Source organism: Nocardia grenadensis NBRC 108939, from assembly GCF_001613445.1.
GTDB lineage: Bacteria > Actinomycetota > Actinomycetes > Mycobacteriales > Mycobacteriaceae > Nocardia > Nocardia grenadensis.
Genome location: NZ_BDCJ01000024.1, coordinates 98,261 through 121,471 on the forward strand (window position 1 = coordinate 98,261; position 23,211 = coordinate 121,471).

Sequence of the window (23,211 nt, forward strand, 5' to 3'; positions counted from 1 at the left end):
GCCGCACTCGCGCCGCCGAGCCGGCCGCTCCCGGTCTGCGGGTGAGCTCCGCTCAGCAGCGCCTATTAGAGTCGAGCCCCGTGCGACCGGACCGATCTCCTCGAGCGTTGAACCGTATCCGCCTGCTGGCTCTCGTATCCGGGCTAATCGGGTTCGTGCTGGCCGTCGCGGCGCCGCTGCTGCCGGTGCGCCAAGACCGGACCGCGCTGGACTGGCCGCAGGCCGGCGCGGCGAGTGTCGAGGCCCCGCTGGTGAGCTATCAGCCGCTGCGGCTGGATCTCACCGTGCCGTGCCCGGTGCTGAACACCGCCGAGGGCACGGTGGTGGAAACGGTGCCGGACGGTTCGGGCCAGTCGTCGGCGCGCGGGCTCCGGGTCACGGTGACCGGCGACACCCTGTCGGTGGTGCTGCGTGATGTGCCGCTGTTGTCGGCCGAGCGTGCCGAACTGGGCGGCTGCCAGGCCCTGACGCTCACCTCGGCGGCCGCCGCGACCACCGCGGAACTGACCGGTACCGCCCGGGCCGACGGAACACCGTTCCGCGCGGAGGTGGACCGGGATATCCGTCCGCAACTGGTCGGGGTGTTCACCGACCTGCCCCGGGAGCAGCTCGACGGTATCCGGTTGCACGCCGATATCGACTCGCGTTTCACTTCGTCCCCGACGCCGCTCAAGCTGGCCGCGATCGTCGGCGCGGTGGTGTTCACGGTGCTCGCCCTGTTCGCGCTGCATCTGCTCGACACCACCGACGGCCGCCGGGCCCGCCGCTTCCTGCCCGCGCACTGGTGGCGCTTCCGGCTCGCCGACGGCGCGGTGCTCGGTGTACTCGCCGGCTGGCACATCATCGGGGCCAACACCTCCGACGACGGCTACATCCTGACCATGGCCCGTGTCTCGGACAAAGCCGGCTATCTGGCGAACTACTACCGCTGGTTCGGGGTGCCGGAAGCGCCCTTCGGCTGGTCCTACGAGGTGCTGGCGTGGATGACGCGGATCTCGGAGTCGAGCCCGTGGATGCGGCTGCCCACGCTCCTGGCCGGGATCGTGTGCTGGCTGGTGATCAGCCGGGAGGTACTGCCCCGGCTGGGTGCGCGGGTACGGGGCAATCAGATCGCCCTGTGGACCGCGGGCCTGGTGTTCCTGGCGTTCTGGCTGCCCTACGACAACGGTCTGCGCCCGGAACCGCTGATCGCGGCCGGTGCGCTGCTCACCTGGTGTTCGATCGAACGCGCGATCGCCACTGCCCGGCTGCTGCCCGCCGCGATCGCGGTGCTCATCGCGGCCTTCTCCCTGGCCGCCGGACCCACCGGACTCATCTGCATCGCCGCATTGATCGCCGGCTCCCGCCCGGTGCTCCAGATCATCATCGCCCGCGCCCGTGGCGGCGCTTTCCGGGCGGAGTCGCTGTGGCGCTATGCGAGCCTCGTCCTGCCGGGCCTGGCCGCCGGAACCCTGGTGTTGGTGGTGATCTTCGCCGACCAGACCCTGACCACGGTGCTGGAGGCCACTCGCGTCCGTACCGCGGTCGGGCCGAATGTGGCCTGGTTCGACGAACGCACCCGCTGGGATTCGTTGCTCATGCTCTCCCCGGACGGTTCGCTCTCGCGGCGGTTCGGGGTCCTGCTCATGCTGCTCTGCCTGCTGGTGTGCGTACTGCAGGTGCTGCGCAAGGGCCGGATCCCCGGGACTTCGCGCGGTCCGTCGGTGCGGATCCTGGGCATTGTCTTCGCCTCGCTGCTGCTGATGATGTTCACACCCACCAAATGGACCCATCACTTCGGTGTCTACGCGGGTCTGGCGGGTTCACTGGCCGCGCTGGCCGCGGTCGCGGTGGGCAGCAACGGTATCCGGGCACCGCGCAATCGCGCCCTGTTCGCGGCCGCCGTGCTGTTCCTGCTGGCGATCACGTTCACCGGCTCCAACGGTTGGTGGTACGTGTCCAGTTACGGTGTGCCGTGGTGGGACAAGGCGCCGCTGCTCGCCGGTAAGGGCCTGTCCACCCTGTTCCTGGGACTCAGCGTGCTCGCCCTGCTCACCGCGTTGTGGATGCACTACCGGATGCCGTACCTCCGTGGTTCGGGGCACCGAGGGGGCTCCGGAACCGCGACGCCGAAGGCGGCGCAGTATTACACAGCGCCGCTCACGGTGGCGGCGGCATTGCTGGTGCTCTTCGAGGTCGCTTCGCTGGCCAAGGCGGCCGTCGGACAGTACCCGGCCTACTCCGTCGCCAAATCGAATACCCGTGCGCTGGCCGGCGATCCGTGCGGGCTGGCAGACGATGTGCTGGTGGAGACGAATACCGCCGATTCCCTGCTGCTCCCGTACGAGGGCAACCCCGCCGATGGCCTGATCTCCAACGATCCCGAGACGCGGACTGTCGGATTCACCCCGGACGGCGTGGCCGAGGATCTGACCGCCGATGCCGAGGAAACCACTTCCGGCGGTGCGAATTCCGTCGAATCCGACACCGAGAACAAGACCACCGACACCACCGGTGCCGGGACCGGTGGCGGCACGTCCGTGCAGGCCGGTATCAACGGTTCCACGGTGGCGCTACCGTTCGGCCTCGACCCGGCCCGCACCCCGGTGCTCGGCAGCTACCGGAGCGGCGACCAGCAGCAGGCGAAGCTCACCACCGGCTGGTATCGCCTGGATCTCACCGACGAGATGCGGACCGACCCGGCCTACCGGGTGCTCGCCCTGACCGCCGCGGGCCGGATCAAATCGGTGGATTCCGACGGCGTGCTCACCTACGGCCAGGACCTCACGGTGGAGTACGGGACGCGCGGCGCCGACGGCACCATGACGGTGCTCGGGTCGGTGACACCGCTGGATATCGGCCCCAATCCGTCCTGGCGTAATCTGCGCGTACCCCTGGACCGGTTGCCCCGGGAGGTGAACGCGGTCCGTCTGGTGGCCGTCGACAACGACATCACGGCACGGCAGTGGCTGGCCGTCACGCCGCCGCGGTTGCCGCGGCTGGCCACGCTGGATTCCGTTGTGGGACACACCGACCCGGTGCTGCTGGACTGGCATGTCGGACTGGCCTTCGGCTGCCAGCGGCCGTTCGACCACAGCCACGGCGTCGCGGAGGTGCCGCGCTGGCGGATCCTGCCCGACCGCGTCGGTTCCGATGCCTCCAACGCGTGGCAGGACCGTATCGGCGGCGGTCCGCTCGGCTGGACCGAGCTACTGCTGCAAGCCGATACAGTGGCGACCTATCTGTCCGACGACTGGGGCCGGGACTGGGGTTCGCTGGAGCGTTTCGCTCCGTATCGTCGCGACGCGGTACCGGCCGAAACGACCGTCACCGAGGCGGATCGAAGCGGTATGAGCACCGACGATCCGATCAAAGTGAGTTGAACGAGGTTGCGCTACATCGAGACTCGTCTATCAAGTGTTATGGCTCACATATCGGTTTATCTCCATGTGAGGGAATTGTCGAACGGGTGACGAACCGCAGCACGGCCCGTAGGCTGGTTCACATGACTTCGGCCTTCGATGATATGGAATTGCGCGATCTCGTCGGCTTGCTCACCGATGAGGAGCAAAGGGAACTACGACCGTCGGTACTGCGCGTCCTCGGGCGCCTGCCGTCCCAGGAGGTGCTGCGCCGCGAGCTGGGCCAGCGAATGACACGCGTGTGACAGTGGCTGCGGCCGCTGTACGCGGTGGCCCGCCGGAAGTACCCGAATACGACGAGGGCCGTCGAACACCGGATCGAATCGGTGCGCGACGGCCCTCGAGCATTGTGCGGGGGTGAGCAGGCTCACCGGCCCTGCCCGCTGGTGCTGGCAGAGCCGGCGGAGCGGAACTAGACGGGGAGCCTGCGGAAGATCGGCCGCGGGATATGACGCAGGATCATCATCACGTACCGGAACGCGCCCGGCGCCCAGATGAGCTCCTTGCCCTTCTCCGAGGCGTCCACCGCCAACGCGGCGACCTCTTCCTTGTCGACCGTGAACGGCGCCTCTTTGGCGCCCGTGGCCTTCCAGTGCTCGATCGTGGTGGTGGTGCGCACCTGACCCGGCCGGATTACCAGCACCCGGGGCCCGTGCGGGCGCAGCGCCTCGCCGAGGCCCAGATAGAAACCGTCCAAGCCGGCCTTGGTGGAGCCGTAGACGAAGTTGGAGCGGCGCACCCGCTCGCCGGCCGCCGAGGACATGGCGATGATCCGGCCGAAGCCCTGCGCCTTCATCTTCTCGCTGGTCAGCACGCCGACCGAGACCGCGGCGGTGTAGTTGATCTGCGTGATCTGCACCGCTTTGCGCTGGTCCTGCCACAATTCCTCGGCATTGCCGAGCAGTCCGAACGCGACGATCGCGACATCGACGTCCCCGTCGGCGAAGGCCTGGTCGACGACCTTCGGGTGGCTATCGGTGTCGAGCGCGTCGAAATCGATCACATCGACCTGGCTCGCGCCCGCGGCCTTGGTCTGCGCCACCGCGGTATCACGCAGCGGATCGCCCGGCAGGGTGGCCAGGATCACCCGGGCCGGACCCTTCTTCAGGTACTCCGCGACGATCGCGAGGCCGATTTCCGAGGTCCCGCCGAACAGCAGAATGGACTGCGGATTGCCTACCGCGTTGATCACTGAAGCTCCAGCCTTCTCGCCATATCGGACATGAAAACGCCTGTGGGGTCGACGCTGCGGCGGACCTTGATCCACTCGTCGATCCGGGGATACATCTGATGGAAGGTCTCGGCGGTCGTACGCGAGTCCTTACCGGTGTAGAGCCGTCCACCGAATTCCAGTACCCGCCGGTCCAGTTCGGTGACGAAATCGTTGAGACCGGGCGCGATCGGGAAGTCCAGGCAGACGTTCCAGCCCGGCATGGGGAAGCTCAGCGGCGCCTGGTTGCCCTCGCCGAAGTACTTGAACACGTTCAGGAACGAATAGTGCCCGCTCGCCTGGATGTCGATGAGGATCTGCTTGAACTCCTCCACCGCCTCCGGCGGCACCACGAACTGGTACTGCAGGAAGCCCCGCGACCCGTAGGCCCGGTTCCATTCGCCGAGCATATCGAGGGGGTGATAGAACGCCGTCAGATTCTGCGGCTTCTGCCGGTAGGTGGCGCCCTTGCGATACCAGACCTCGGTGGCGAGGGTGAACGTCTTGTTGTTGAGCAGACCGTTGGGGAACACATCGGGGAACGTCAGGAATGTTTTCCCGGTGAAACCCAGCGGGTTCTTGCGCAGCTTCTTCGGCAGCTGATCCAGCTTGGCCAGCGAACCCCGCGAGATCACCGCCCGGCCCAGTTTGGGCATCGGGCTGAGCGCGTCGAACCACGCCGAGCTGTACTCGTAGTTGTCCTCGGACCCGTCGCTGTGGAACGCGATGGTCTCGTCGAGGCCGGAGGTCACATCGCCGTCGGCGATAAAGTACGCGGTCTCGGTCGGCGTCATCTCGATGGTGGCGCGCAGGATGATGCCGGTCAGGCCGCAGCCGCCGATGGTGGCCCAGAACAACTTGGCGTTCTTCTTGGGGCCGATGGTCTGTACTTCGCCATCCGCGGTGAGCAACTGGATGGACCGGACATGGTTGCCGAAGCTGCCCGCGCTGTGATGGTTCTTACCGTGGATATCGGAGCCGATGGCGCCGCCGACGGTGACCTGCCGAGTGCCCGGCAGAACCGGGACCCACAGGCCGAACGGCAGCGCGGCCTTCATCAGCTGGTCGAGCGTGACACCCCCGTCGACATCCACCAGCCGGGTGTCCTGGTCGATCCGGTGGATCCGGTTGAGCGCGGTCATATCGATGACCAGCCCACCCGCGTTCTGCGCATTGTCGCCGTAGGAGCGGCCGAGCCCGCGGGCGATCACACCGCGCCGTAGGTGCTCTGATTTGCCGTCGTTGTCCTCGGCGACAGCGGCGACCGCGCGGGCGATGAGTTCGGGGTCGCTCGTCGAGAGCACTTCGGCGGTGGTGGCCGCCGTACGGGCCCACCCGGTGAGCGTCCGGGTTCGCGTGGGTAGCGTGAACCCCGTACCGGCGCTAACTGGATCGCCGGCCGGCGGGGTCTCGGTACCGGACGCCTGAGTCGAGGTCGGAGCTTTCGTGGACATCGGCTTAGAGGCTACAGGCTGTATTCATTTGCGGCGCCTTCGGCGCCGGCGGGGGTCGGGCCCTGTGACCCCGCTTCTTCCCTCCTCCGCTCAGTCGCTGCGCTCCTTCGCTCCGTCAGTCCAGAATCGGGGGCGGGCCCCGACCATGAACGCAGACCATCCGGAGTAGGCGGAAGGTGGGTGCTGTCGTGCGCCTGGGCCGGCCTGGGGAGGTTGACGACTCTGTAAGTGCTCAATGATCGCCGCTCTGTGGACTGTCGACTGCACACGCTCAGTCGCTACGCTGCTTCGCTCTGTCGCTCCAGAACCGGGGTCGGGCCCCGACCACGGACGCTGACGATCCGAAGTAGATAAAGAGGTGTGCGCCGATGTGCGCCTCGACCGGCATGGGTAGGTTCACGGCACTGTAAGTGCTCGATGGTCGCCGTCCCATGGGCGGTCGACCGTACTCGCACACGCTCCAGAACCGGGGCGGGCCCCGACCTCGGGTGCCGGCTGTGCGGAGTGGATAGAGCGGCACGGGGACCTGGGACATGGTCGACCTGGGTAGGTTCACGACTCTGTAGGTGCTCAATGGTCGCCGATCTATGGACGGCCAACTGCACCCGCGGGCCCACGGGCGGCTCCGGACAAGTACATTTCCGTCGGTGGGCCCTGAAAGCAACGCAGTGAGCCGGAGCCCCCGGGTGACGCCGGGCGGTACCGGGGATGTTCCCGTCGCGGCCGAGGATCCGGCTGTCGCCGTGCGCGAGCCGGACGATGCCGGATCCGGGGGTGCGCAGATCGGTCTGGTGACCCAGTTGGTGCGGTTCGCGGTCACCGGGGCATTGTCGGCCGTGGTCGATTTCGGGCTCTACGTGCTGCTGCTCGAGGTGGTGGGGCTGCCGGTGAATCCGGCCAAGGCGATCGGTTTCATCGCCGGCACCACGACCGCTTATCTGATCAACCGCCGGTGGACCTTCAACGCGGCCCCGAGCCGGGCCCGTTTCACCGCGGTGGTGATCCTCTACGCGCTGACCTTCTGCGTCCAGGTGGGTATCAACTGGGTCTTTTACCATGCCTTCGACGAGGGGCTGTGGTGGCGTGTTCCGCTGGCCTATGTGATCGCGCAGGGTACGGCCACGGTGATCAACTTCGTCGTCCAGCGCCTGGTCATCTTCCGTATCCGCTAGTTCCCCGCGCACAGTGATGAGCCCCGGTCGTCGCGGACTTCCGGGGCTCATCGCTATGGGTTTCTATTGTTTTGTCGTCGGGTACTACCCGAGGCCGCGGTGGTCGCGGCCGGCGCCTCAGGCGCAGGCGACGCTGGCCAGGCGCTGCGGCCGGCGGGCACGCACGGAACGGACGGCGGCGCCGATCGCGACCACCGGCGGGATCCAGCGGGCTTCCTCCGGGTCCACGCTCCAGCTGGCCGAACCGGCCGAGAGGTGGGTGGGCGGCAGCGGGATGCCGTCGCCGTCGGTGTGCACGACCGCACCGGCGGCCCGCAGCGCCGCGACGGCGCGTCCGGCCTTGCGCATCCCGGTGACCAGATGGATCTCCCGGCGCTCGGCGCCCGGAATCTCGATCACCGGACCGGTCATGTTGTTCGCTCGCAGATACCGGCGGACCGACGCGGCCAACTCCCCGGTGACCTCGACGGCGGAAAGGTCTGCGTCGGTGATCAGGCACAGGCCGTTGGTCGTTTCGGCGACCGTCCAGCCACGCTGGGCGTAATCCCGCGCGGCAGCGGACTTGGCGGCCGCCGAGACGGAAGTCGGAAACGTCGTACGCACTGTCATCTCCATTCCCCGGTATAGATAAGCTCCGGCTTTCATGGGTCGTATCGGTGCCGGGTGCCCGGGGCGTTACGCCGTTCCAGCGATTTTTTTTCGACTGTCGGCTTCCTCTCATTTGTGGCAGCAGTCGACATTCACTGGTACAGGACGATCGTCGGGATGTTGGTTGGCTTCGCGCGCGCAATCCGGGAAGTATTCCGTTATGGCCAGCGAGGCAGCGGACGAATCCCCGAGAACCGGTCCGGCGGCGGCCGGAGCACCTGAGGCGGCGGTTCCTCTCCCGGCCGGCGCGGGAGTGAGACCGCCGGAGGAGGACGATACTGCGGATTCGTCTGGTCGGCGAATCCGGCGGAAGCTCAGTTGGCGCGCCGAAGCCGCGCAACGCTTCGCCGACGCGGCCGCGGCCGAGGACGAAGCCCTGCTCGAGGCCGGCGCTCGGACGGTCCGGCACGGGGGCGCCGACGCCGTCCGCGGACTGCTGGATGTGCAGTTCCGCCGGCCCGCCACCTACTGCTGGTCTACCTGCTCGGACTGGTCTTCGCGGTGACTGTGCCAGTGGCGTTGACCGTGCCGGCTTAGCGGGTCTCGGCGCTGCTCGGGGTACTCGCGGCCCTGCTGGCGCTGCCTTTCGCGGTGACGATCGCCGCCGCGGTCCGGCTCTTCCTGGAGTTCCTGGTGAACGCCTCCCGGCCGACGACCCGGATGGAACACATCGGCGATCTCGCGACGACCTGTTCCAGGTGCTGTCCGAGGTGGCCGAACCGGTGAACCAGCTCTCCGAAGATGTGCGGGCGGTGCAGTTCTGGCGTTTCCGCCGTGGGTCGCGCAAATAACACCGCGACTCGCGTAATAGCGTCGAATTCTCGCGGTAGGGCAAATCACTGCCGCCGGGCGGCCGAATAACTCGGCCGCTTCCCGGATAGAAGGGTCGGGTCGCCCGGCCGGTATTTCAGCGGTTTCGCAACCGGGGCGCCGCGGCATCCTTCGGGGAGCGTAGAAAGGTGAGCCGTTGCCCGTCCCGGCCGGTCTCCGGCCAGTCGATGGCCAGGTCCGGATCGAAGGCGTCCAGATCATGGTCGTGCTCGGGTCTGTACTCGAGCGAGCACAGATAGGTGAGGACCGAATCGTCCTGCAGTGACAGCACCGCATGTCCGAGCCCCTCGGACAGGAACACCGACCGGCGGTCCACATCGTCGAGCACCACGCTGTCCCAGCGGCCGAAGGTGGGGGAGCCCGGCCGCAGATCCACCACGACGTCGAGGAAGGCGCCGCGGCCACAGGTCACGTATTTGGCCTGACCCGGCGGATCATCGGTGTAGTGGATGCCGCGCAGGACGCCGGCGGCCGAAACCGAGGTGTTGACCTGGAGCAGATCGAAGGACCGGCCGGTGGCCTTCTCGAACTCCGAGGCCCGGAAGGTCTCGGCGAAGGCGCCCCGGTCGTCGCCGTGGATCTTCGGCGTGAAAACCCAGGCGCCGGGGACCGACATCTCACTGATCCGCATCTACCCACTCACCAACTTCGTCCGCGCTCGAGCAGATCGAGCAGGTATCTACCATAGCCGGAGCGGGTGAGCGGGTCGGCGAGCAGGCACAGCTGCTCGTCGTCGATATAGCCCATTCGCCACGCGACCTCCTCGGGCACTCCGATCTTCAGACCCTGCCGCTCCTCGATGGTGCGGACATAGTTGGCCGCGTCCAGCAGTGAGTCGAAGGTGCCGGTGTCCAGCCAGGCGGTACCGCGGGCCAGCACATCGACACTGAGCTTGCCCGCCTCCAGATAAGCCCGGTTGATATCGCTGATCTCGTATTCGCCGCGGGCGGAGGGGCGCAGCCCGCGCGCGATCTCCACCACGTCGTTGTCGTAGAAATACAGTCCCGGGACCGCATAGTTGGATCGCGGCAGCTTGGGTTTCTCCTCGATGGAAATAGCCTTGCCGTCGGCGAATTCGACCACGCCGTAGGCGGTCGGATCGGATACCCGGTAGGCGAAGATCGCGCCGCCGTCGATCGCGGCGAACCGGCTCAGGCCGGTGCCGAGGCCGGGGCCGTGGAAGATGTTGTCGCCCAGCACCAGTGCGGCCGGATCGCGGCCGATATGGTCGGCGCCCAGTACGAACGCCCGGGCCAGACCGTCGGGGACCGGCTGCACGACGTAGTCGATCGCGATACCGAACTGGGCCCCGTCGCCCAGTAGGCGCTGGAAGGACGCGGCGTCCTCGGGTGTGGTGATCACCAGGATGTCCCGGATCCCGGCCAGCATGAGAGTGGACAACGGGTAGTAGATCATCGGTTTGTCGTAGACCGGGACCAGCTGTTTGCTCACCCCGCGCGTGATCGGATGCAAACGCGACCCGGTGCCGCCCGCCAAAATGATTCCGCGCATGTTCGGTCAGTGTGCCAGCCCGGGTGCGAGCGGGTGCGTGCGGCGTACTTCGCCGCGCCGCCGGATGCGGTGGGCCGGGACCGCGCGGCGGGCCCGGTCCACCGCGTCCTCGGCACCGTTTGGTGGCGCGCTTTCTGGGTACTCACCGACAATGAGGGCGATACAGGGGTCCGATCCAGATCCGTCTCGATATTTTGTTGAGGATTCGGTCGAGTATCCGCCCGAATTCTGTGCCGCCGCGGTTTTCCGTGTACGGCCGTGATATTGCGCCCTCGAGATCTGATAGGTGCGAAACGGGATTGAGAGGGGAGAGGCTTTGTCGGTTCCGGCTGTGGACGCGAGAAAACGAAACCCGGAGAAGGGGTATGTAGCGCTTTTGGGTTGGAGTCTCAATGCGGTCGAGGCGATAGATCGTTTCGATAGGCGTTACGTGGTGGTGGCCCCGGAATGGGCGGAGGCATACTGTGCGGAGCACGGGATACCATATATCCCCTGGAATTTCGAACGGCTGAACGAGCGTTCGGTGGAAATCTCCGAGACATTACGTGACATGGGCGTCGACGTAGCCATCCCGATCTTCGAGGAAACCGTCGAATGGGCGGGAGCCATAAATTCCGTACTGATGGACAATCCGCGGCTTTTCGGTCAGGCCATGCTGCTGCGGGACAAAGCTCTGATGAAACGGCGCGCGCAGCTCGGCGGTATCAGGGTGGGGATCTTCGAGGAAGCGCACGAGCGCGATGACGTGATCCGTTTCCTGAAACGGGTCAACCAGACCTTGATGAAACTCGACGGCGACCCCAACGACCCCATCCACATCAAGGCTTTCGACAAGGCCGGTTGCCTCGGCCACCGGGTCATCCGGACGCCCGACGAGATCGAGACCATCCCCGACGACGAATTCCCGGTGCTGATGGAATCCCATCTCGACGGGTGGGAGTTCGCGGTCGAGGCGTGGATTCATGACGGTAAGATACGATTTCTGAATATTTCGGAATATGTGACACTCGGCTACTCCGTTTTCGTCCCGGCGACCCCGGAACTGGAGAAGTACAGGCCGGAGATAACCCGCCAGGTGGAGCGGCTCATCAAAACGTTCGATATCGAATTCGGGTTCGTCCACCCCGAGTACTTCGTGACCAGCGACGGCGAGATGTATTTCGGTGAGGTCGCCTACCGGCCGCCTGGATTCAAAGTGTTCGAGTTGCTGGAGCGAGCGTACGGTTTCAATGCCTACCACGGGTTGGTGCTCGCATTCGACCCCAAGACGACGGAAGACGAGATCACGGAATTCTTCCCGCAGGAGGTGGTCGACGCCAAGGGGCATGCGGGTACCTTCGGAGTCTATCCACGCCGCCGGGTGGTCAGCCGATTGTCGGTGCCGGAGGAGACCGAAGATCACGAATATTTCGATACACACGAGCTCACCGCTCCGCTGACCGAAAAAGTGATGAAGCGTACGGCTTTCGGAAACCATTGGGGTCTTCTGTACTTCTTCGGAGAGGACCCGTACACTCTCCGGGACCTGCTGAAAAGGCAGGAAGAGCTCGATTTTTATATTTGATCCGTTGTCGGCAACGGGTTCGTCGGGGAGGTTCGGCGATTGAGTCCACTCAACAGCGGCGGGGAGTCCATGGACAGGCATATGGCCCGATTGGACGAGGCCACCCAGGCACTTGCGGATGCCGGTGATTTCGGCAAGCAGGTCAAGCTGTCGCGAGTATTCGGCGCGCTGCGCCGCGTACTGCTGCTGCCCGAAGGCTGCGCCGCGGTGCGGTCACGCGCGGCGCGGCTGGATACCGCCGGACTGTTCCTCGGTACCGACTGGGCACGCCCGCAGATCCTCATCCCGTCGCTGAGCAGCGGCTCGCTGCGCAGCACCAATCCGGACACCGTCGTCCTGGAGACGGTGAGCAATCTACGGTTGCTGGAGGTCGCCAAGGGGGCGTATGTGCATCCGCAGATCTCCGCGGAGCAGGCCCACCACCATGTGTCGCAGGTGCTCGCCATCAACCTGTCGTTGCTGTTCACCCCGCCGTCCGAGGCCGAGCGGACACAGCAGGGACGGATGGCCCAGGTGCCCCGGGAGTTGCTGCGCCACCTGGTGGAGGAGGTGGGCTACGAGAAGGTCCTGGAGAATCTGGTCGACGAGATCTGGCGGATCCTGCGGCAGCGTCCGATCCAGGTCGACTCGGTGAAACGGATGATCACCCAGATCGCGGTGGCGCGCAGCAATCCGGATATCGATCTGGGCGCCGGTGGGCTGGGCGCGGACCGGCTGATCAGCAGTCTGTACGGCACCACCGACGCCTGCCGTGAGGATCCCGGTGTCGAGGTGTATCGCACCCGGCTGGAAACCATGGACGACAGCGCCCTGCAGTACGAGACAGCGGGTTTCGCGCGCTCGATGCACGATACGGGCCTGGTGTCGCCGTACCACGCCGTCCTGCTGCGCTTCCTGCTGAACAAGGGCGAGTACCTATTGGGCGAGGCACTGGGATTGTCCAGCACCGGGCGTGAATGCCTGCTCTGCTACCACGAACTGGTGCGGCAGCTGATCGACGAGGCCGTGCATGTCGAGACGGCGCAGTGTATCTACGGGCTGGCGCTGATGCTGGAACGCGGCATCCTGTACCAGCCCCCGGTGGCCCCGGCCCTGTGGCGGCAGCTGGCGCTGCAACTGTCGGCGCATGCCCGGCAGCGCCTGACGCAGGCGTTCGGAGCGGACCCGGCTCCCCGCGCCCGGTTGCTGGCGGGCATGTTGTCGGTACTCGGGCTGCCGCTCGGGATCGGCCAGGGTGACAACCCGACCTGTCAGTCCGCGCGAGCGCTGTCCATGTGGGCCTACAACGACCCCGACTATCTGCTGCAGACACTGGCCTGGGCCGCCCGCGACGACGAGGTCGTCATGCATTTCGAGGGCGAGCCGATCTCCTCGCGCGACAGTGCCGGCGGGGTCGCCACCGAGCTGCCGGTGGACCTTGACCCGGTATCGCTGTTGGTCGTGCCCCATCTGGACCGGATCTACGCGGAGATGGGCCGCCGCTGCGTGGATCGGGAGGGCGACCCGCACCGCTGGATCAACCCGGAATTCCACGGGTGGTGGTCCGGGCGCGGCTTCCGGATCAATGTCGACGTGGCGACCGGCAACCTGACCGATCTCGACGAGTTCTTGCGGCACTTCTACGCGAGCTACCACCCCTTCCACAACGGCAACCAGCCGCTGATCCACCCGCAGCCGGCCGGAATCGCGGTGACCGACAGCGCCGCCCGATTCGTCGGCTGGCATGCGATCACGGTGCTGCGGGTTGCGCTGGACCCACAGGAGCGGATGCGGGTCTATTTCTACAACCCGAACAATGACAGCGGGCAGGACTGGGGAGACGGCGTGGTGGTCGGTACCGCCGGGCACGGCGAACGGTTCGGTGAGGCATCGCTGCCGTTCGAACAGTTCGCCTCGCGTCTCTATATCTTCCATTTCGATCCGCTGGAGCCCGGCGAACTGGCCTCGGTGGACCGGGAGGAGCTGGATCGGGTGGTGGGCTATGTGCACCGCAGCTGGGGCGCCGACCGGCTGCCCGCCTGAGCGTTCAGTCCCGGTACCGCTCCAGCAGTTTCGCGAGTTCGTCCAGATCGCGCAGGGACTCCGCTTCCGGCCGCGTTTCCAGCTTCAAGGTCACCCGTTCCACTCCGGCCTCGGCGTAGGCGTCCAGTACCGCCGGGTCCGCCGGCGCCGGGGTGACCGTCACGGGCAGACCACTCGCGGTGAACTCCGCGAGCTGGGCCGGTACCGCGGCGGGATCGGAGACGCCGTTGGGGATCCAGCCCACGCCGTGCCGGAGCGCGCGCCGCGCCGCGGCTTCGCCACCTCCGATGAATACGGGCGGATGGGGTTGCCGGTGCGGTTTCGGCCAGGCGTAGATCGGGTCGAAATCGACGAATCGCCCGTGGTATTCGGCGAGGTCCTCGGTCCAGATGCGGATGATCGCCTCGAGTTGTTCGTCCAGCAGGGCGCCGCGGGTGCGCGGATCGGTGCCGTGGTCGGCCATCTCCTCGCGGTTCCAGCCGACACCCACGCCGAAGACCGCACGGCCGCCGGAGAGGTGGTCGAGGGTGGCGACCTCCTTGGCGGTGTGGATGACGTCGCGCTGAACGAGCAGCGTGACCCCTGTTCCCAGGACGAGCCGGTCGGTGACCGCAGCGATCGCGCCGAGTACGACGAAGGGATCGAAGGTGCGGTAGTAGACCCGCGGGAGGTCGCCGCCGCCGGGGTAGGGGGACTCCCGGCTCGCCGGGATATGCGAATGCTCGGCGAGGAACAGCGATTCGAAACCGCGTTCCTCGAGTGCCGGCCCGAGTGCGGTCCCGCTGATTCCCTCATCGGTCAGGAAGGTATTGACGCCGATCCTCATGACAAGACGAACGCCGTGTCCACCCGCGAATATTTCGCGGGTGGACACCGTGGCGGACGAGAATTTCCGCAGGTTACCGAGCCGGAGTCGAGCCGGTCGGCGGGAACGGTTCGTTGACGGTGGTGACGTACTGGATCACCGCGCCGATGATCACCGGGGCGGTGACGAAGAGCTGGCCGGCCACCGTGCCCAGGGCACCGATCGCGACGATTCCGCCGAGGCAGCCGATCACCGCGGCCGGCACGAACGGACCGAAGAGCCCGACGATGGTCGCCGCGGCCACGGTCGCGCCGGCGATGCCCCCGAGCACACAGCCGACTGCGGCGCCGCCCAGTCCGCCGACCGCGGTGCCGACCGCGGCTCCGGTGGCAATGGTGTCCTTGAGCCGGGTGAAGGCGGCGACCTCACGGTCGTAGGGGGTCTTCCAGGGCGCTGATTCCTGATGGGGCAGCGCGGCAGGTCGGTACACCGCTCGGTCCGGGTCGAGTTGCGGGGTGAGCGTCGCGGTGTGGCCGGAGATCGCCGCCGCGATGGGGAACTCGAAATCGTCGAGCCGGAATTTCAGCGGTGTGCCGGCCACCACCGTGCCATCGGCCGCTTTGATCTTGAAGGTACCGTCCTCGACCACCATGGACCCCGAATCGGTGGTGACGACGGAACGCCCGTCCACAACCTCCGCGGTGAAGCCGACCGGCGCCGGCCGAGCGGTGGGTGTGGCGTGGGCGCTGCCGGATGCGATACCGAGCGCGGCGATGAGCAGCGTCGACATCGTGGTCAAACTCCTGACGAGCATGGATGTATTCACCTCATATGGGAGTGCGGGCACAGATACGTGTCAATCGAACGGAAGCGACCGCCCGGTGGGGCCCGGTCGAATCCAGACAAAAAGGTTAATGGCCCGGTAGCGGCCTCTGGCCGAGGGGGTACCGAAAGCCCGTCGCACTCTTGCTCTTTCGGAAAATCTCGTGTTCCTGATCGACCCTCGGTGTAGTTCGGAGCACCCTGCGACGCGGCGCACGGGGCCGGCCGCCGGGCCGGGAGCGCCGGGGTGCCACCGAGCGCCGCCCGGCCTGGTGACCAGGACGTAGAGTGAATGGGTGCGCCTACTCGTGACCGGTGGAGCCGGGTTCATCGGAGCCAACTTCGTCCAGCACACGGTCGCCGAACGGCCGGATACGACGGTGACCGTGCTGGACGCGCTCACCTACGCGGGCAACCGGGCCTCGCTCGACCCGGTGGCCGACCGGATCGACTTCGTCCACGGCGATATCGCCGACCTGGACCTGGTCGACGAACTGGTGAGCGGGGTGGACGCGGTGGTCCATTTCGCCGCCGAATCACATAACGACAACTCGCTGGCCGAACCCTGGCCGTTCGTGCAGACCAATATCGTCGGCACCTATTCGCTGCTCCAGGCGGTCCGCCGCCATGATGTGCGGTACCACCATGTCTCCACCGACGAGGTGTACGGGGATCTCGGCCCCGACGACCCCCCGTTCTCCGAACGCACCGCCTACAACCCGTCGAGCCCGTACTCGGCGACAAAGGCCGCCAGCGATATGTTGGTGCGCGCCTGGGTGCGTTCCTTCGGCCTGCGTGCCACGCTGTCGAACTGCTCCAACAACTACGGGCCGTACCAGCACGTGGAGAAATTCATTCCCCGCCAGATCACCAATCTGATCGACGGGGTACGCCCCCGGCTCTACGGCGCCGGACATCAGATCCGTGACTGGATCCACGTGGAGGACCACAATCGCGCGGTCTGGGATGTCCTCGACCGGGGCCGGATCGGCCGGACCTACCTGATCGGGGCCGACGGTGAACTGGACAACCGGACGGTGGTGGAACTACTCCTCGCCGAATTCGGGCGGGATCCCGGCGATTTCGACCATGTCACCGATCGCGCCGGACACGACCAGCGGTACGCGATAGACGCGGGCCCGCTCCGCACGGAACTCGGCTGGCAGCCGCGTTACGCGGACTTCCGGGCGGGGCTGTCGGCCACGGTCGCCTGGTACCGGGACAACGAATCCTGGTGGCGTCCGGTCAAAGCCGCTACCGAGCGGGCGTACACCGACGCGGGGGAGCGGACCATCTCCGTGTAATGACAACGCCCGGCCCCGCCGTAGCGCGGACCGGGCGTATCCGGCGCGATTGCCCTCAGGCCCAGACGTAGATGTGGTACTTCGCCACCGAGGCGATCAGGGCGATCAGTGTCGCGACGACGATGGTCACCGCGGCGGAGCGGCCGGGTTCGCGGTCGCCGGGGCCGCGGAGCCGGAAGGGCATCCAGCGCAGCAGTACCGCGAACGACACAATGGCCAGCGGAACGAAATAGCGGCCCTGGACGCCGTCGATGATGTAGTAGCCGACCGGGGTGAACGACATGTAGAGGGTGACGTAGATCATCGCGACACTGGCCGCCATGGTCAGCGCCACCACCAGCGTGCGCCGGAAATCCGGGCGGTCGAGGCGTTCCGCCGTCCCCACGCTCACCGCGAAGGCCAGCAGGCAGGCCACGATCGCGGTAGCCGGCACGTTGATGTAGGCGAAACCGAGTTCCCCGAAGAATTCGGGGAACCACTCCTGGTCACGCCGCAGAATGCTCTCCCAGAAGGTCCGCAGGAAGCCGAACGGGTCGGTGATGATGCCCATCAACTGCTCGCCGGTGTCCACCGTGTACCACTGGTGTGGGGGCCGCATCAGGCTGGTGCCCTCGCCGGTGGGCGCGGCGATCTTCATCCAGACCGCGAACCCGACCGCACCGATCGCCGCGCACACCCAGGTGAGCCACCGGCGCCAACCGGTCAGGCCCATCCGCTCGGCCGGAATCAGCACCACCAGCATGGCCAGCAGCACATAGGTGGGTTTGCACAGCGGCAGCGCGATCGCGGTACCCAGCACCGCGACGGTTTCCACCCGGCCCAGCCGGTCCCCGAGGAACAGGGCCTTCACCAGGAGCGCCGACACCAGGACGGCCAGCGCGTTGGTGAGTGTATCGGCGGTGACCGTCCCGGCCTGGAACACGGCGATGGGCAGGACGGCCACGGTGAAGACCAGCCACTGGACGCGATGTGCCCGCAACGCCCACAGGGCGAAGCCGACCACGAGCAGGTAGGCGGCCAGCCCGGACAGCCGGGTGAGACGCAGCATGGTGCCGGCGTCGGCGTCGATCAGTTCGGCGAATCCGATACCGATCGCATTGGGCACGTAGGGGACCGCGGAGTAGGCGGCGGTATTGGTGAACCAGATGATCTTGCGTTCGTCGGTGACCGGGGTATCGCTGAGCCGCTGGTAGGCGGCCGGATCGGCCACATCGGGATACGGTTCGCCCGGATTGTGGGTGTAATCGTCCAGGGCGTAGCCCATCAGCGCTTCGATCGCCGCCGGCACCTCACCGCCGTAGGCGACGCCACGGTCGTCGTCGATCCGGGTGGGGTTCAGTCCGCCGTGGGCCACCTGGTAGGCGCGCCCGAACTGGGTGATCTCGTCGTGACCCCAGAACGGCGGGCTCATCACCGCGAAGACGAGCCCGAAGATCCCGGCCAGCAGGGCGAACGCGATGGTCGCCGGGCCCATCCTGCGGGACAGGACCTCTCCGGCGTGCCGGGGACCGGCCAGGAAGGAACGACCCGCGGCCTGCTCGTCTCCGGCAGGGCGGGCCGCGGTCTCGGCGGTCAACGGATGTCCCCGCCCACCTGGTCGCTGTGCTGTCCGGGCATGAGCGCGGACCCTGCGTGGTTACGCTGCGCTACCGCCGCCGGGGCCGACGTGCTCATGGCGGCCGCGGCGCTCGCGCCGGGGGCCTCGTAGCGGAGATAGATCAGGCGTGCCGCTTCGTGTCGGGACCGGCGAATACCGTCCAGGATCAGACCGGCGGTCCAGGCCAGGAAACCGACCAGCAGCAAGGTGCAGGCCAGGAACAGGGTCGGGAAACGGGGCACGGTGTGGGTGTCGTAGTACTCGATGATGATCGGGACGGTCAGCACCACCGAGATGAGCCAGCCGACCGTACCCAGCAGGCCGTAGAAGGCGACCGGCCGCTCGTGCCGAGCCAATCCGACGATGAGGGCGAGGATCTTGAAACCGTCGTGGTAGGTGCGCAGTTTGCTCTCACTGCCGGCCGGCCGGTCCCGGAAACCGACCGGCACCGCCGTCTGCGGGACCCGCAGGTGCAGTGAGTGCACGGTGAGTTCGGTTTCGATCTCGAATTCCCGGGAGACCGCGGGGAAGCTCTTCACGAAGCGCCGGGAAAATACCCGGAAGCCGCTGAGCATATCCTCGACGTTCTCGCCGAAAACCTTGCCCACCACGCCGTTGAGGACTTTGTTCCCGGTTTCGTGGCCCGCCCGGTAGGCCGATCCGCTCTCGTCCTGTTTCCGGACGCCGAGGACATGGTCGTACGGGCCCGACAGCAGTGTTTCGATCATCGCCGGCGCCGCGGACGCCTCGTAGGTGTCGTCGCCGTCGATCATGAGATAGATGTCGGCCTCGATATCGGCGAAAGCGCGGCGCACCACATTGCCTTTGCCCTTGGCCCGCTCCGCCCGCACGATCGCGCCGGCGGCCCGGGCCTTCTCGGCGGTCGCATCGGTGCTGAGATTGTCGTACACGTAGACGACAATTCCGGGCACCGCGGCCTTCAGGTCTGCGATGACCTTGGCGACCGACGCCTCTTCGTTGTGACACGGGACGACGGCCGCAATGCGCAATTCGTCGGTGGATTCCACCTGGTCAAATCCTCGAAATCGACGGATATGGGAACACGGGGAGAGTACCGGGTCTGTGACATTGGGCATGAGCGAGGGCCCTGCGTGGTTGCGCTGCGCTGCCGCCTCCGGGCCTGAACCGCTCATGCTGTTTTCGTCGGGCATGAGCGGGGGCCCTGCGTGGTGATGCTGCGCTGCCGCCTCCGGGCCTGACCCGCTCATGCTGTTTTCGTCGGGCATGAGCGGGGGCCCTGCGTGGTGATGCTGCGCTGCCGCCTCCGGGCCTGACCCGCTCATGCCGTGCCACAGAGGATGGCTCAGGTCGCTGCGGTACCGTCGGCGCGTGTCATCTGGTGAGCCCACGGCCGCTGTCGCCGCCGACGCGCCGGCCCCCCGCTCGCTCGCCGAGCGCCTGCGGACCGGGCTGCGGCAGAGCGCGGCGTTCCTGGTCGTCGGCGTGATCGGCTTCCTGGTCGATGCGGGGACCTACAACCTGCTGGTGTTCAATCTGGGCGCCTGGGGTGGCGAGGGTCTCATGTACTCGGCGCCGCTGCCCGCCAAGATCATCGCGATCGGGGTGGCCACGGTGGTCACCTACTTCGGCAACAAGTGGTGGACGTTCTCGCACAAGCAGTCCGGCAGTCCGGTCCGCGAGTACGTGCGCTACGCGGCGATCAATGTGATCGCGATCGGCCTGCAATTGGGCTGCCTGGGTTTCTCCAGGTACGTCCTGGATCTGGCCACGCCGCTGGCGGACAATATCTCTGGAACATTGATCGGTCAGATCGTTGCCGTGGTCTTCCGGTATTGGGCTTATGACAAGTTCGTGTTTACCGGGGATCCCGATAGGGAAACGACCAACCGGGCGACCGGCGTGGCTGATTGATATCCTCGGGCCCGCCGCGAACCGTATTCAGGGACATGTTTGTCCAGTCGGCACAGTATGAGTTGGTCAGGCCCGGAGGCGGTAGCGGAGCGTAACCACGCAGGGCCCTCGCTCATGCGCGAAAATATTGAGGATTTCGAGGACTTCATGGACCAGTCGGCTATGCAGGCCGTTACCGAGACGAACGATCACGCTGCGGTCGCGCCGGAGTCGCTGCGCGCCGAACACCACCGGGCTCCGCGCAGACTGGTGCTCGCCCGGGGCATCTTCACCGGGCCCTCGGCGAAGATCAGCGACGAGCTGTACGCGGTGGTCAAGGGCCGTGCCACCCGCGACCGGATGAGCCTGCGCCTGGACAAGGGCTCGACCGCGCACACCAACACCTACTTCGGCCGTTTCGCCGCCAGCTACTGGCAGCGCTGGACCGTGGTCACCGAGGTGCAGGCCACCATGACCCTGCAGGTCGGCAAGCACGCCAGGGTGCGGATCGTGGCCTCCGATATCGCCGGGCACCGCCGGATCGTCGGCACCGCCGAGGTCACCGGCAGCGGTCCGCTGACCCTGACCGCGCCGCTGGACCAGTTCGTCGACGGCGGGGCTCTGTGGCTGGAGTTCGAAGCGGTCGGTGCCGACCTGGAGATCTCCGAACTCACCTGGACCGCGACCGCACCCGAGACCGTACGCCCGGTCGCCATCGCCATCTGCACCTTCAACCGCGCCCAGGACTGCGCCGAGACCATTGCCGCACTGGCTTCCGACCAGACCGTCCTCGGCTCGCTCGACGCAGTGTACGTGGTGGACCAGGGCACCGATCTGGTGGAGAATCGGCCGCTGTACCAGGCCACGCGGTCGATGTTCGGGGACAAACTCCGCTACATCCGCCAGCCCAATCTGGGCGGTGCGGGCGGTTTCACCCGCGGGCTGTACGAGGTGTCCGCGGCCAACGAACACGCCGATGTCATCCTCATGGACGACGATATCCTCTGCGAACCCGAGACCGTGCTGCGGTTGCAGGCCTTCGCCAACCTCACCGTGGAACCGACGCTGGTCGGCGCGCAGATGCTGTTCCTGCTCAACCCCGACTACCTGAATGTCGGCGCCGAGGATGTGCACCTGCATCGGCTCATGCACGGCCAGAAGGTGCCCAAGGCGCTGCGCAACACCAGCATGCTGAAAAAGAACCAGGAACGCCGGGTCGACGCCGGATACAACGCCTGGTGGACCTGTCTCATCCCGGCCGAGGTGGTGAAGAAGATCGGGCTGCCGCTGCCCATCTTCTTCCAGTGGGACGATGTCGAATACGGGGTCCGCGCCCGTGAGCACGGGTTCGTCACGGTCACGCTGCCCAATGCGGCGGTCTGGCACGCGGACTTCTACTGGAAGGACTTCGACGACTGGGCGCGGTACTTCAGCACCCGCAACTCGCTGATCGTCAGCGCGATGCACGCGGACCTGGACCCGGGCACGATCACCCGGCAGCTCCTCCGGAACATCTCCGAATATCTGGTCGCGATGCAGTACGGGCTCGCGCACACCACCCTGCAGGGCATCGAGGACTTCCTGGCGGGGCCGTCGATCCTGCGAGACGGCGGTATCGAGCCGCTGAAACGGGCCCGGACCAGTCGCGCCGACTACACCGAGACCGTTAAGCACCCCGCGGCGACGCCGCCGGTGGACGCCTCCGAGATCCGTGTACGCCGCGCCGGCGGCGAACCCAGCCGGCTGCTGGCAGTGCTGATCAAACGCGCGATCCAGCAGTGGACCGGCAAGGTCCAGCACGGGCTGGTCGGGGTCACCCGCGAGGACGCGCACTGGTGGCATGTCTCGCTGTTCGACCATGTCGTGGTCACCGATGCCTCGCAGTCCGGGGTCCGGGTCCGCAAGCGCGACAAGGCGACCGCGCGCGCCCTGCTGCTGCGCACGGTGCGGGTACTGCGCCGGCTGTACAAGGAACTGCCGGACCTGCAGCGGCGCTACCGCGACGCACACGCCGAACTCACCAGCCGGGAGAACTGGGAGCGGCTGTACGGAATCGACGCCGACCGGAACTGACCCAAAACGCCCGCTGTCCGCACGGGCCACGCCGTAACGCGGCGTGGCCCGTGATCGTCAGAGGAACAGGTCGGTGGTGAGGGGCTCGTCGCCCGGGGTCACCCGGTACTTGTCCAGGTCGGTGATGCCGTGGGTGGCGAGCACCTCGTCGTCGATGAAGAAATTGCCGGTCGTCTCGGTGGCCGGTGAGGTGAGTACCAGGTAGGCGGCATCGGCGTAGATATCCGGGGTCCGCGAGGTCCGGACCATTTCCTCACCACCGAGCAGATTGCGTACGGCCGCGGTCGCGATCGTGGTGCGCGGCCAGAGTGAATTGACGCCCACACCGTCGGATTTCAGTTCCTCGGCCAGCCCCAGCGTGGTCAGCGACATCCCGTACTTGGCGATGGTGTAGCCCAGGGAGGACCCGGCCCATTTGGGGTCCAGATTGAGCGGCGGCGACAGCGTCAGGATATGCGGGTTCCGGCCGGCGCCGGCGGAGTCACGCAGCGCCGGTATGCACAGCTTGGACAGCAGGAAAGTGCCGCGGCAGTTGATGTCCTGCATGAGGTCGTACTTCTTCATCGCCAGCGAATCGGTGGGAGACAGATCAATGGCGGAGGCGTTGTTGACCACGATATCGATACCGCCGAAGCGCTCGGTGGTCAGCCGAACCGCCTCGGCGACCGATTCGTCGATCCGCACATCGCCGACGAACGGCAGTACGGTCGCCCCCGCCTCCTCCAGTTCCGCGGCGGCGGTGTGGATGGTGCCCGGCAGTTTGGGATGGGGCTGATCGGTTTTGGCGATCAGCGTGATGTTCGCGCCGTCGGCGGCCGCCCGTTTGGCGATCTCCAGCCCGATACCGCGGCTGCCGCCGGACATGATCATCGTCCGGCCGGCGAGCGGTTGGTCTCCGGTAGCTGTCATTGCCTGCCCTCCTGT

Annotated in this window: 19 protein-coding genes; 9 read left to right on the forward strand and 10 right to left on the reverse strand. The window is 66.7% G+C overall.

Annotated features, from left to right (window positions below):
• Window positions 1-107: 107 nt before the first annotated feature.
• Window positions 108-3,362 carry an arabinosyltransferase domain-containing protein gene (locus tag NGR01S_RS24155; protein ID WP_245664740.1) on the forward strand — a complete coding sequence of 1,085 codons (3,255 nt, stop codon included), beginning with the start codon at window positions 108-110 and terminating at the stop codon, window positions 3,360-3,362.
• A gap of 122 nt (window positions 3,363-3,484) precedes the next feature.
• Window positions 3,485-3,646: a hypothetical protein gene (locus NGR01S_RS31635; protein ID WP_168165647.1), complete on the forward strand. Its 162-nt coding sequence runs from the start codon at window positions 3,485-3,487 to the stop codon at window positions 3,644-3,646.
• 167 nt (window positions 3,647-3,813) lie between these two features.
• On the opposite strand, the gene dprE2 is transcribed toward NGR01S_RS31635, so the two are convergent.
• Both dprE2 and dprE1 read right to left on the reverse strand, forming a co-directional pair.
• Complete coding sequence (gene dprE2 / locus NGR01S_RS24165) at window positions 3,814-4,593, reverse strand: decaprenylphospho-beta-D-erythro-pentofuranosid-2-ulose 2-reductase (protein WP_063040618.1); 780 nt, start codon at window positions 4,591-4,593, stop codon at window positions 3,814-3,816.
• The gene (dprE1, locus tag NGR01S_RS24170) at window positions 4,590-6,065 is read right to left on the reverse strand and encodes a decaprenylphosphoryl-beta-D-ribose oxidase (protein WP_063040620.1); all 1,476 of its coding nucleotides are present in this window, start codon (window positions 6,063-6,065) and stop codon (window positions 4,590-4,592) included. The genes dprE2 and dprE1 overlap by 4 nt, the downstream gene beginning before the upstream one ends.
• Window positions 6,066-6,808: 743 nt before the next feature.
• Between dprE1 and NGR01S_RS24175 the strand changes: the two genes are divergently transcribed.
• Window positions 6,809-7,237 (forward strand): GtrA family protein, encoded by a 429-nt coding sequence (locus NGR01S_RS24175; protein ID WP_063040711.1) that lies wholly within the window; start codon window positions 6,809-6,811, stop codon window positions 7,235-7,237.
• Window positions 7,238-7,354: 117 nt separating this feature from the next.
• On the opposite strand, the gene NGR01S_RS24180 is transcribed toward NGR01S_RS24175, so the two are convergent.
• Complete coding sequence (locus tag NGR01S_RS24180; RefSeq protein WP_174551742.1) at window positions 7,355-7,852, reverse strand: hypothetical protein; 498 nt, start codon at window positions 7,850-7,852, stop codon at window positions 7,355-7,357.
• Window positions 7,853-8,138: 286 nt separating this feature from the next.
• On the opposite strand from NGR01S_RS24180, the gene NGR01S_RS32685 reads away from it, so the two are divergent.
• The gene (locus NGR01S_RS32685; RefSeq protein WP_245664741.1) at window positions 8,139-8,390 is read left to right on the forward strand and encodes a hypothetical protein; all 252 of its coding nucleotides are present in this window, start codon (window positions 8,139-8,141) and stop codon (window positions 8,388-8,390) included.
• 402 nt (window positions 8,391-8,792) lie between these two features.
• On the opposite strand, the gene NGR01S_RS24190 is transcribed toward NGR01S_RS32685, so the two are convergent.
• Window positions 8,793-9,347: a dTDP-4-dehydrorhamnose 3,5-epimerase family protein gene (locus tag NGR01S_RS24190; protein WP_063040622.1), complete on the reverse strand. Its 555-nt coding sequence runs from the start codon at window positions 9,345-9,347 to the stop codon at window positions 8,793-8,795.
• 8 nt (window positions 9,348-9,355) lie between these two features.
• Window positions 9,356-10,228, reverse strand: coding sequence for a glucose-1-phosphate thymidylyltransferase RfbA (gene rfbA, locus NGR01S_RS24195; RefSeq protein WP_063040624.1), 873 nt, complete (start codon window positions 10,226-10,228; stop codon window positions 9,356-9,358).
• Window positions 10,229-10,751: 523 nt separating this feature from the next.
• Here rfbA and NGR01S_RS24200 point away from each other — a divergent pair.
• Window positions 10,752-11,792 carry an ATP-grasp domain-containing protein gene (locus NGR01S_RS24200; protein ID WP_245664751.1) on the forward strand — a complete coding sequence of 347 codons (1,041 nt, stop codon included), beginning with the start codon at window positions 10,752-10,754 and terminating at the stop codon, window positions 11,790-11,792.
• An 81-nt stretch (window positions 11,793-11,873) separates the two neighbouring features.
• On the forward strand, window positions 11,874-13,814 hold the full coding sequence (locus NGR01S_RS24205) for a hypothetical protein (protein ID WP_084481669.1): 1,941 nt from the start codon (window positions 11,874-11,876) through the stop codon (window positions 13,812-13,814).
• A 4-nt stretch (window positions 13,815-13,818) separates the two neighbouring features.
• Here NGR01S_RS24205 and NGR01S_RS24210 read toward each other — a convergent pair whose 3' ends face one another.
• Both NGR01S_RS24210 and NGR01S_RS24215 read right to left on the reverse strand, forming a co-directional pair.
• Window positions 13,819-14,640 carry an LLM class F420-dependent oxidoreductase gene (locus tag NGR01S_RS24210; RefSeq protein WP_063040630.1) on the reverse strand — a complete coding sequence of 274 codons (822 nt, stop codon included), beginning with the start codon at window positions 14,638-14,640 and terminating at the stop codon, window positions 13,819-13,821.
• A 73-nt stretch (window positions 14,641-14,713) separates the two neighbouring features.
• Window positions 14,714-15,433, reverse strand: coding sequence for a DUF8020 domain-containing protein (locus NGR01S_RS24215; protein WP_063040715.1), 720 nt, complete (start codon window positions 15,431-15,433; stop codon window positions 14,714-14,716).
• Window positions 15,434-15,737: 304 nt separating this feature from the next.
• Here NGR01S_RS24215 and rfbB point away from each other — a divergent pair, with 304 nt between their 5' ends.
• Complete coding sequence (rfbB, locus tag NGR01S_RS24220; protein WP_063040632.1) at window positions 15,738-16,745, forward strand: dTDP-glucose 4,6-dehydratase; 1,008 nt, start codon at window positions 15,738-15,740, stop codon at window positions 16,743-16,745.
• Between the two features lie 55 nt (window positions 16,746-16,800).
• On the opposite strand, the gene NGR01S_RS24225 is transcribed toward rfbB, so the two are convergent.
• Both NGR01S_RS24225 and NGR01S_RS24230 read right to left on the reverse strand, forming a co-directional pair.
• The gene (locus NGR01S_RS24225) at window positions 16,801-18,321 is read right to left on the reverse strand and encodes a DUF2142 domain-containing protein (protein ID WP_245664742.1); all 1,521 of its coding nucleotides are present in this window, start codon (window positions 18,319-18,321) and stop codon (window positions 16,801-16,803) included.
• On the reverse strand, window positions 18,318-19,370 hold the full coding sequence (locus tag NGR01S_RS24230; RefSeq protein ID WP_245664743.1) for a glycosyltransferase: 1,053 nt from the start codon (window positions 19,368-19,370) through the stop codon (window positions 18,318-18,320). Before NGR01S_RS24230 ends, NGR01S_RS24225 begins: the two co-directional genes overlap by 4 nt.
• A 322-nt stretch (window positions 19,371-19,692) precedes the next feature.
• Here NGR01S_RS24230 and NGR01S_RS24235 point away from each other — a divergent pair, with 322 nt between their 5' ends.
• Both NGR01S_RS24235 and NGR01S_RS24240 read left to right on the forward strand, forming a co-directional pair.
• Complete coding sequence (locus tag NGR01S_RS24235; RefSeq protein WP_245664744.1) at window positions 19,693-20,235, forward strand: GtrA family protein; 543 nt, start codon at window positions 19,693-19,695, stop codon at window positions 20,233-20,235.
• 147 nt (window positions 20,236-20,382) lie between these two features.
• Complete coding sequence (locus NGR01S_RS24240; protein WP_063040719.1) at window positions 20,383-22,287, forward strand: glycosyltransferase; 1,905 nt, start codon at window positions 20,383-20,385, stop codon at window positions 22,285-22,287.
• Window positions 22,288-22,344: 57 nt separating this feature from the next.
• Here NGR01S_RS24240 and NGR01S_RS24245 read toward each other — a convergent pair whose 3' ends face one another.
• Complete coding sequence (locus NGR01S_RS24245) at window positions 22,345-23,196, reverse strand: SDR family oxidoreductase (protein ID WP_063040634.1); 852 nt, start codon at window positions 23,194-23,196, stop codon at window positions 22,345-22,347.
• Window positions 23,197-23,211: the final 15 nt, after the last annotated feature.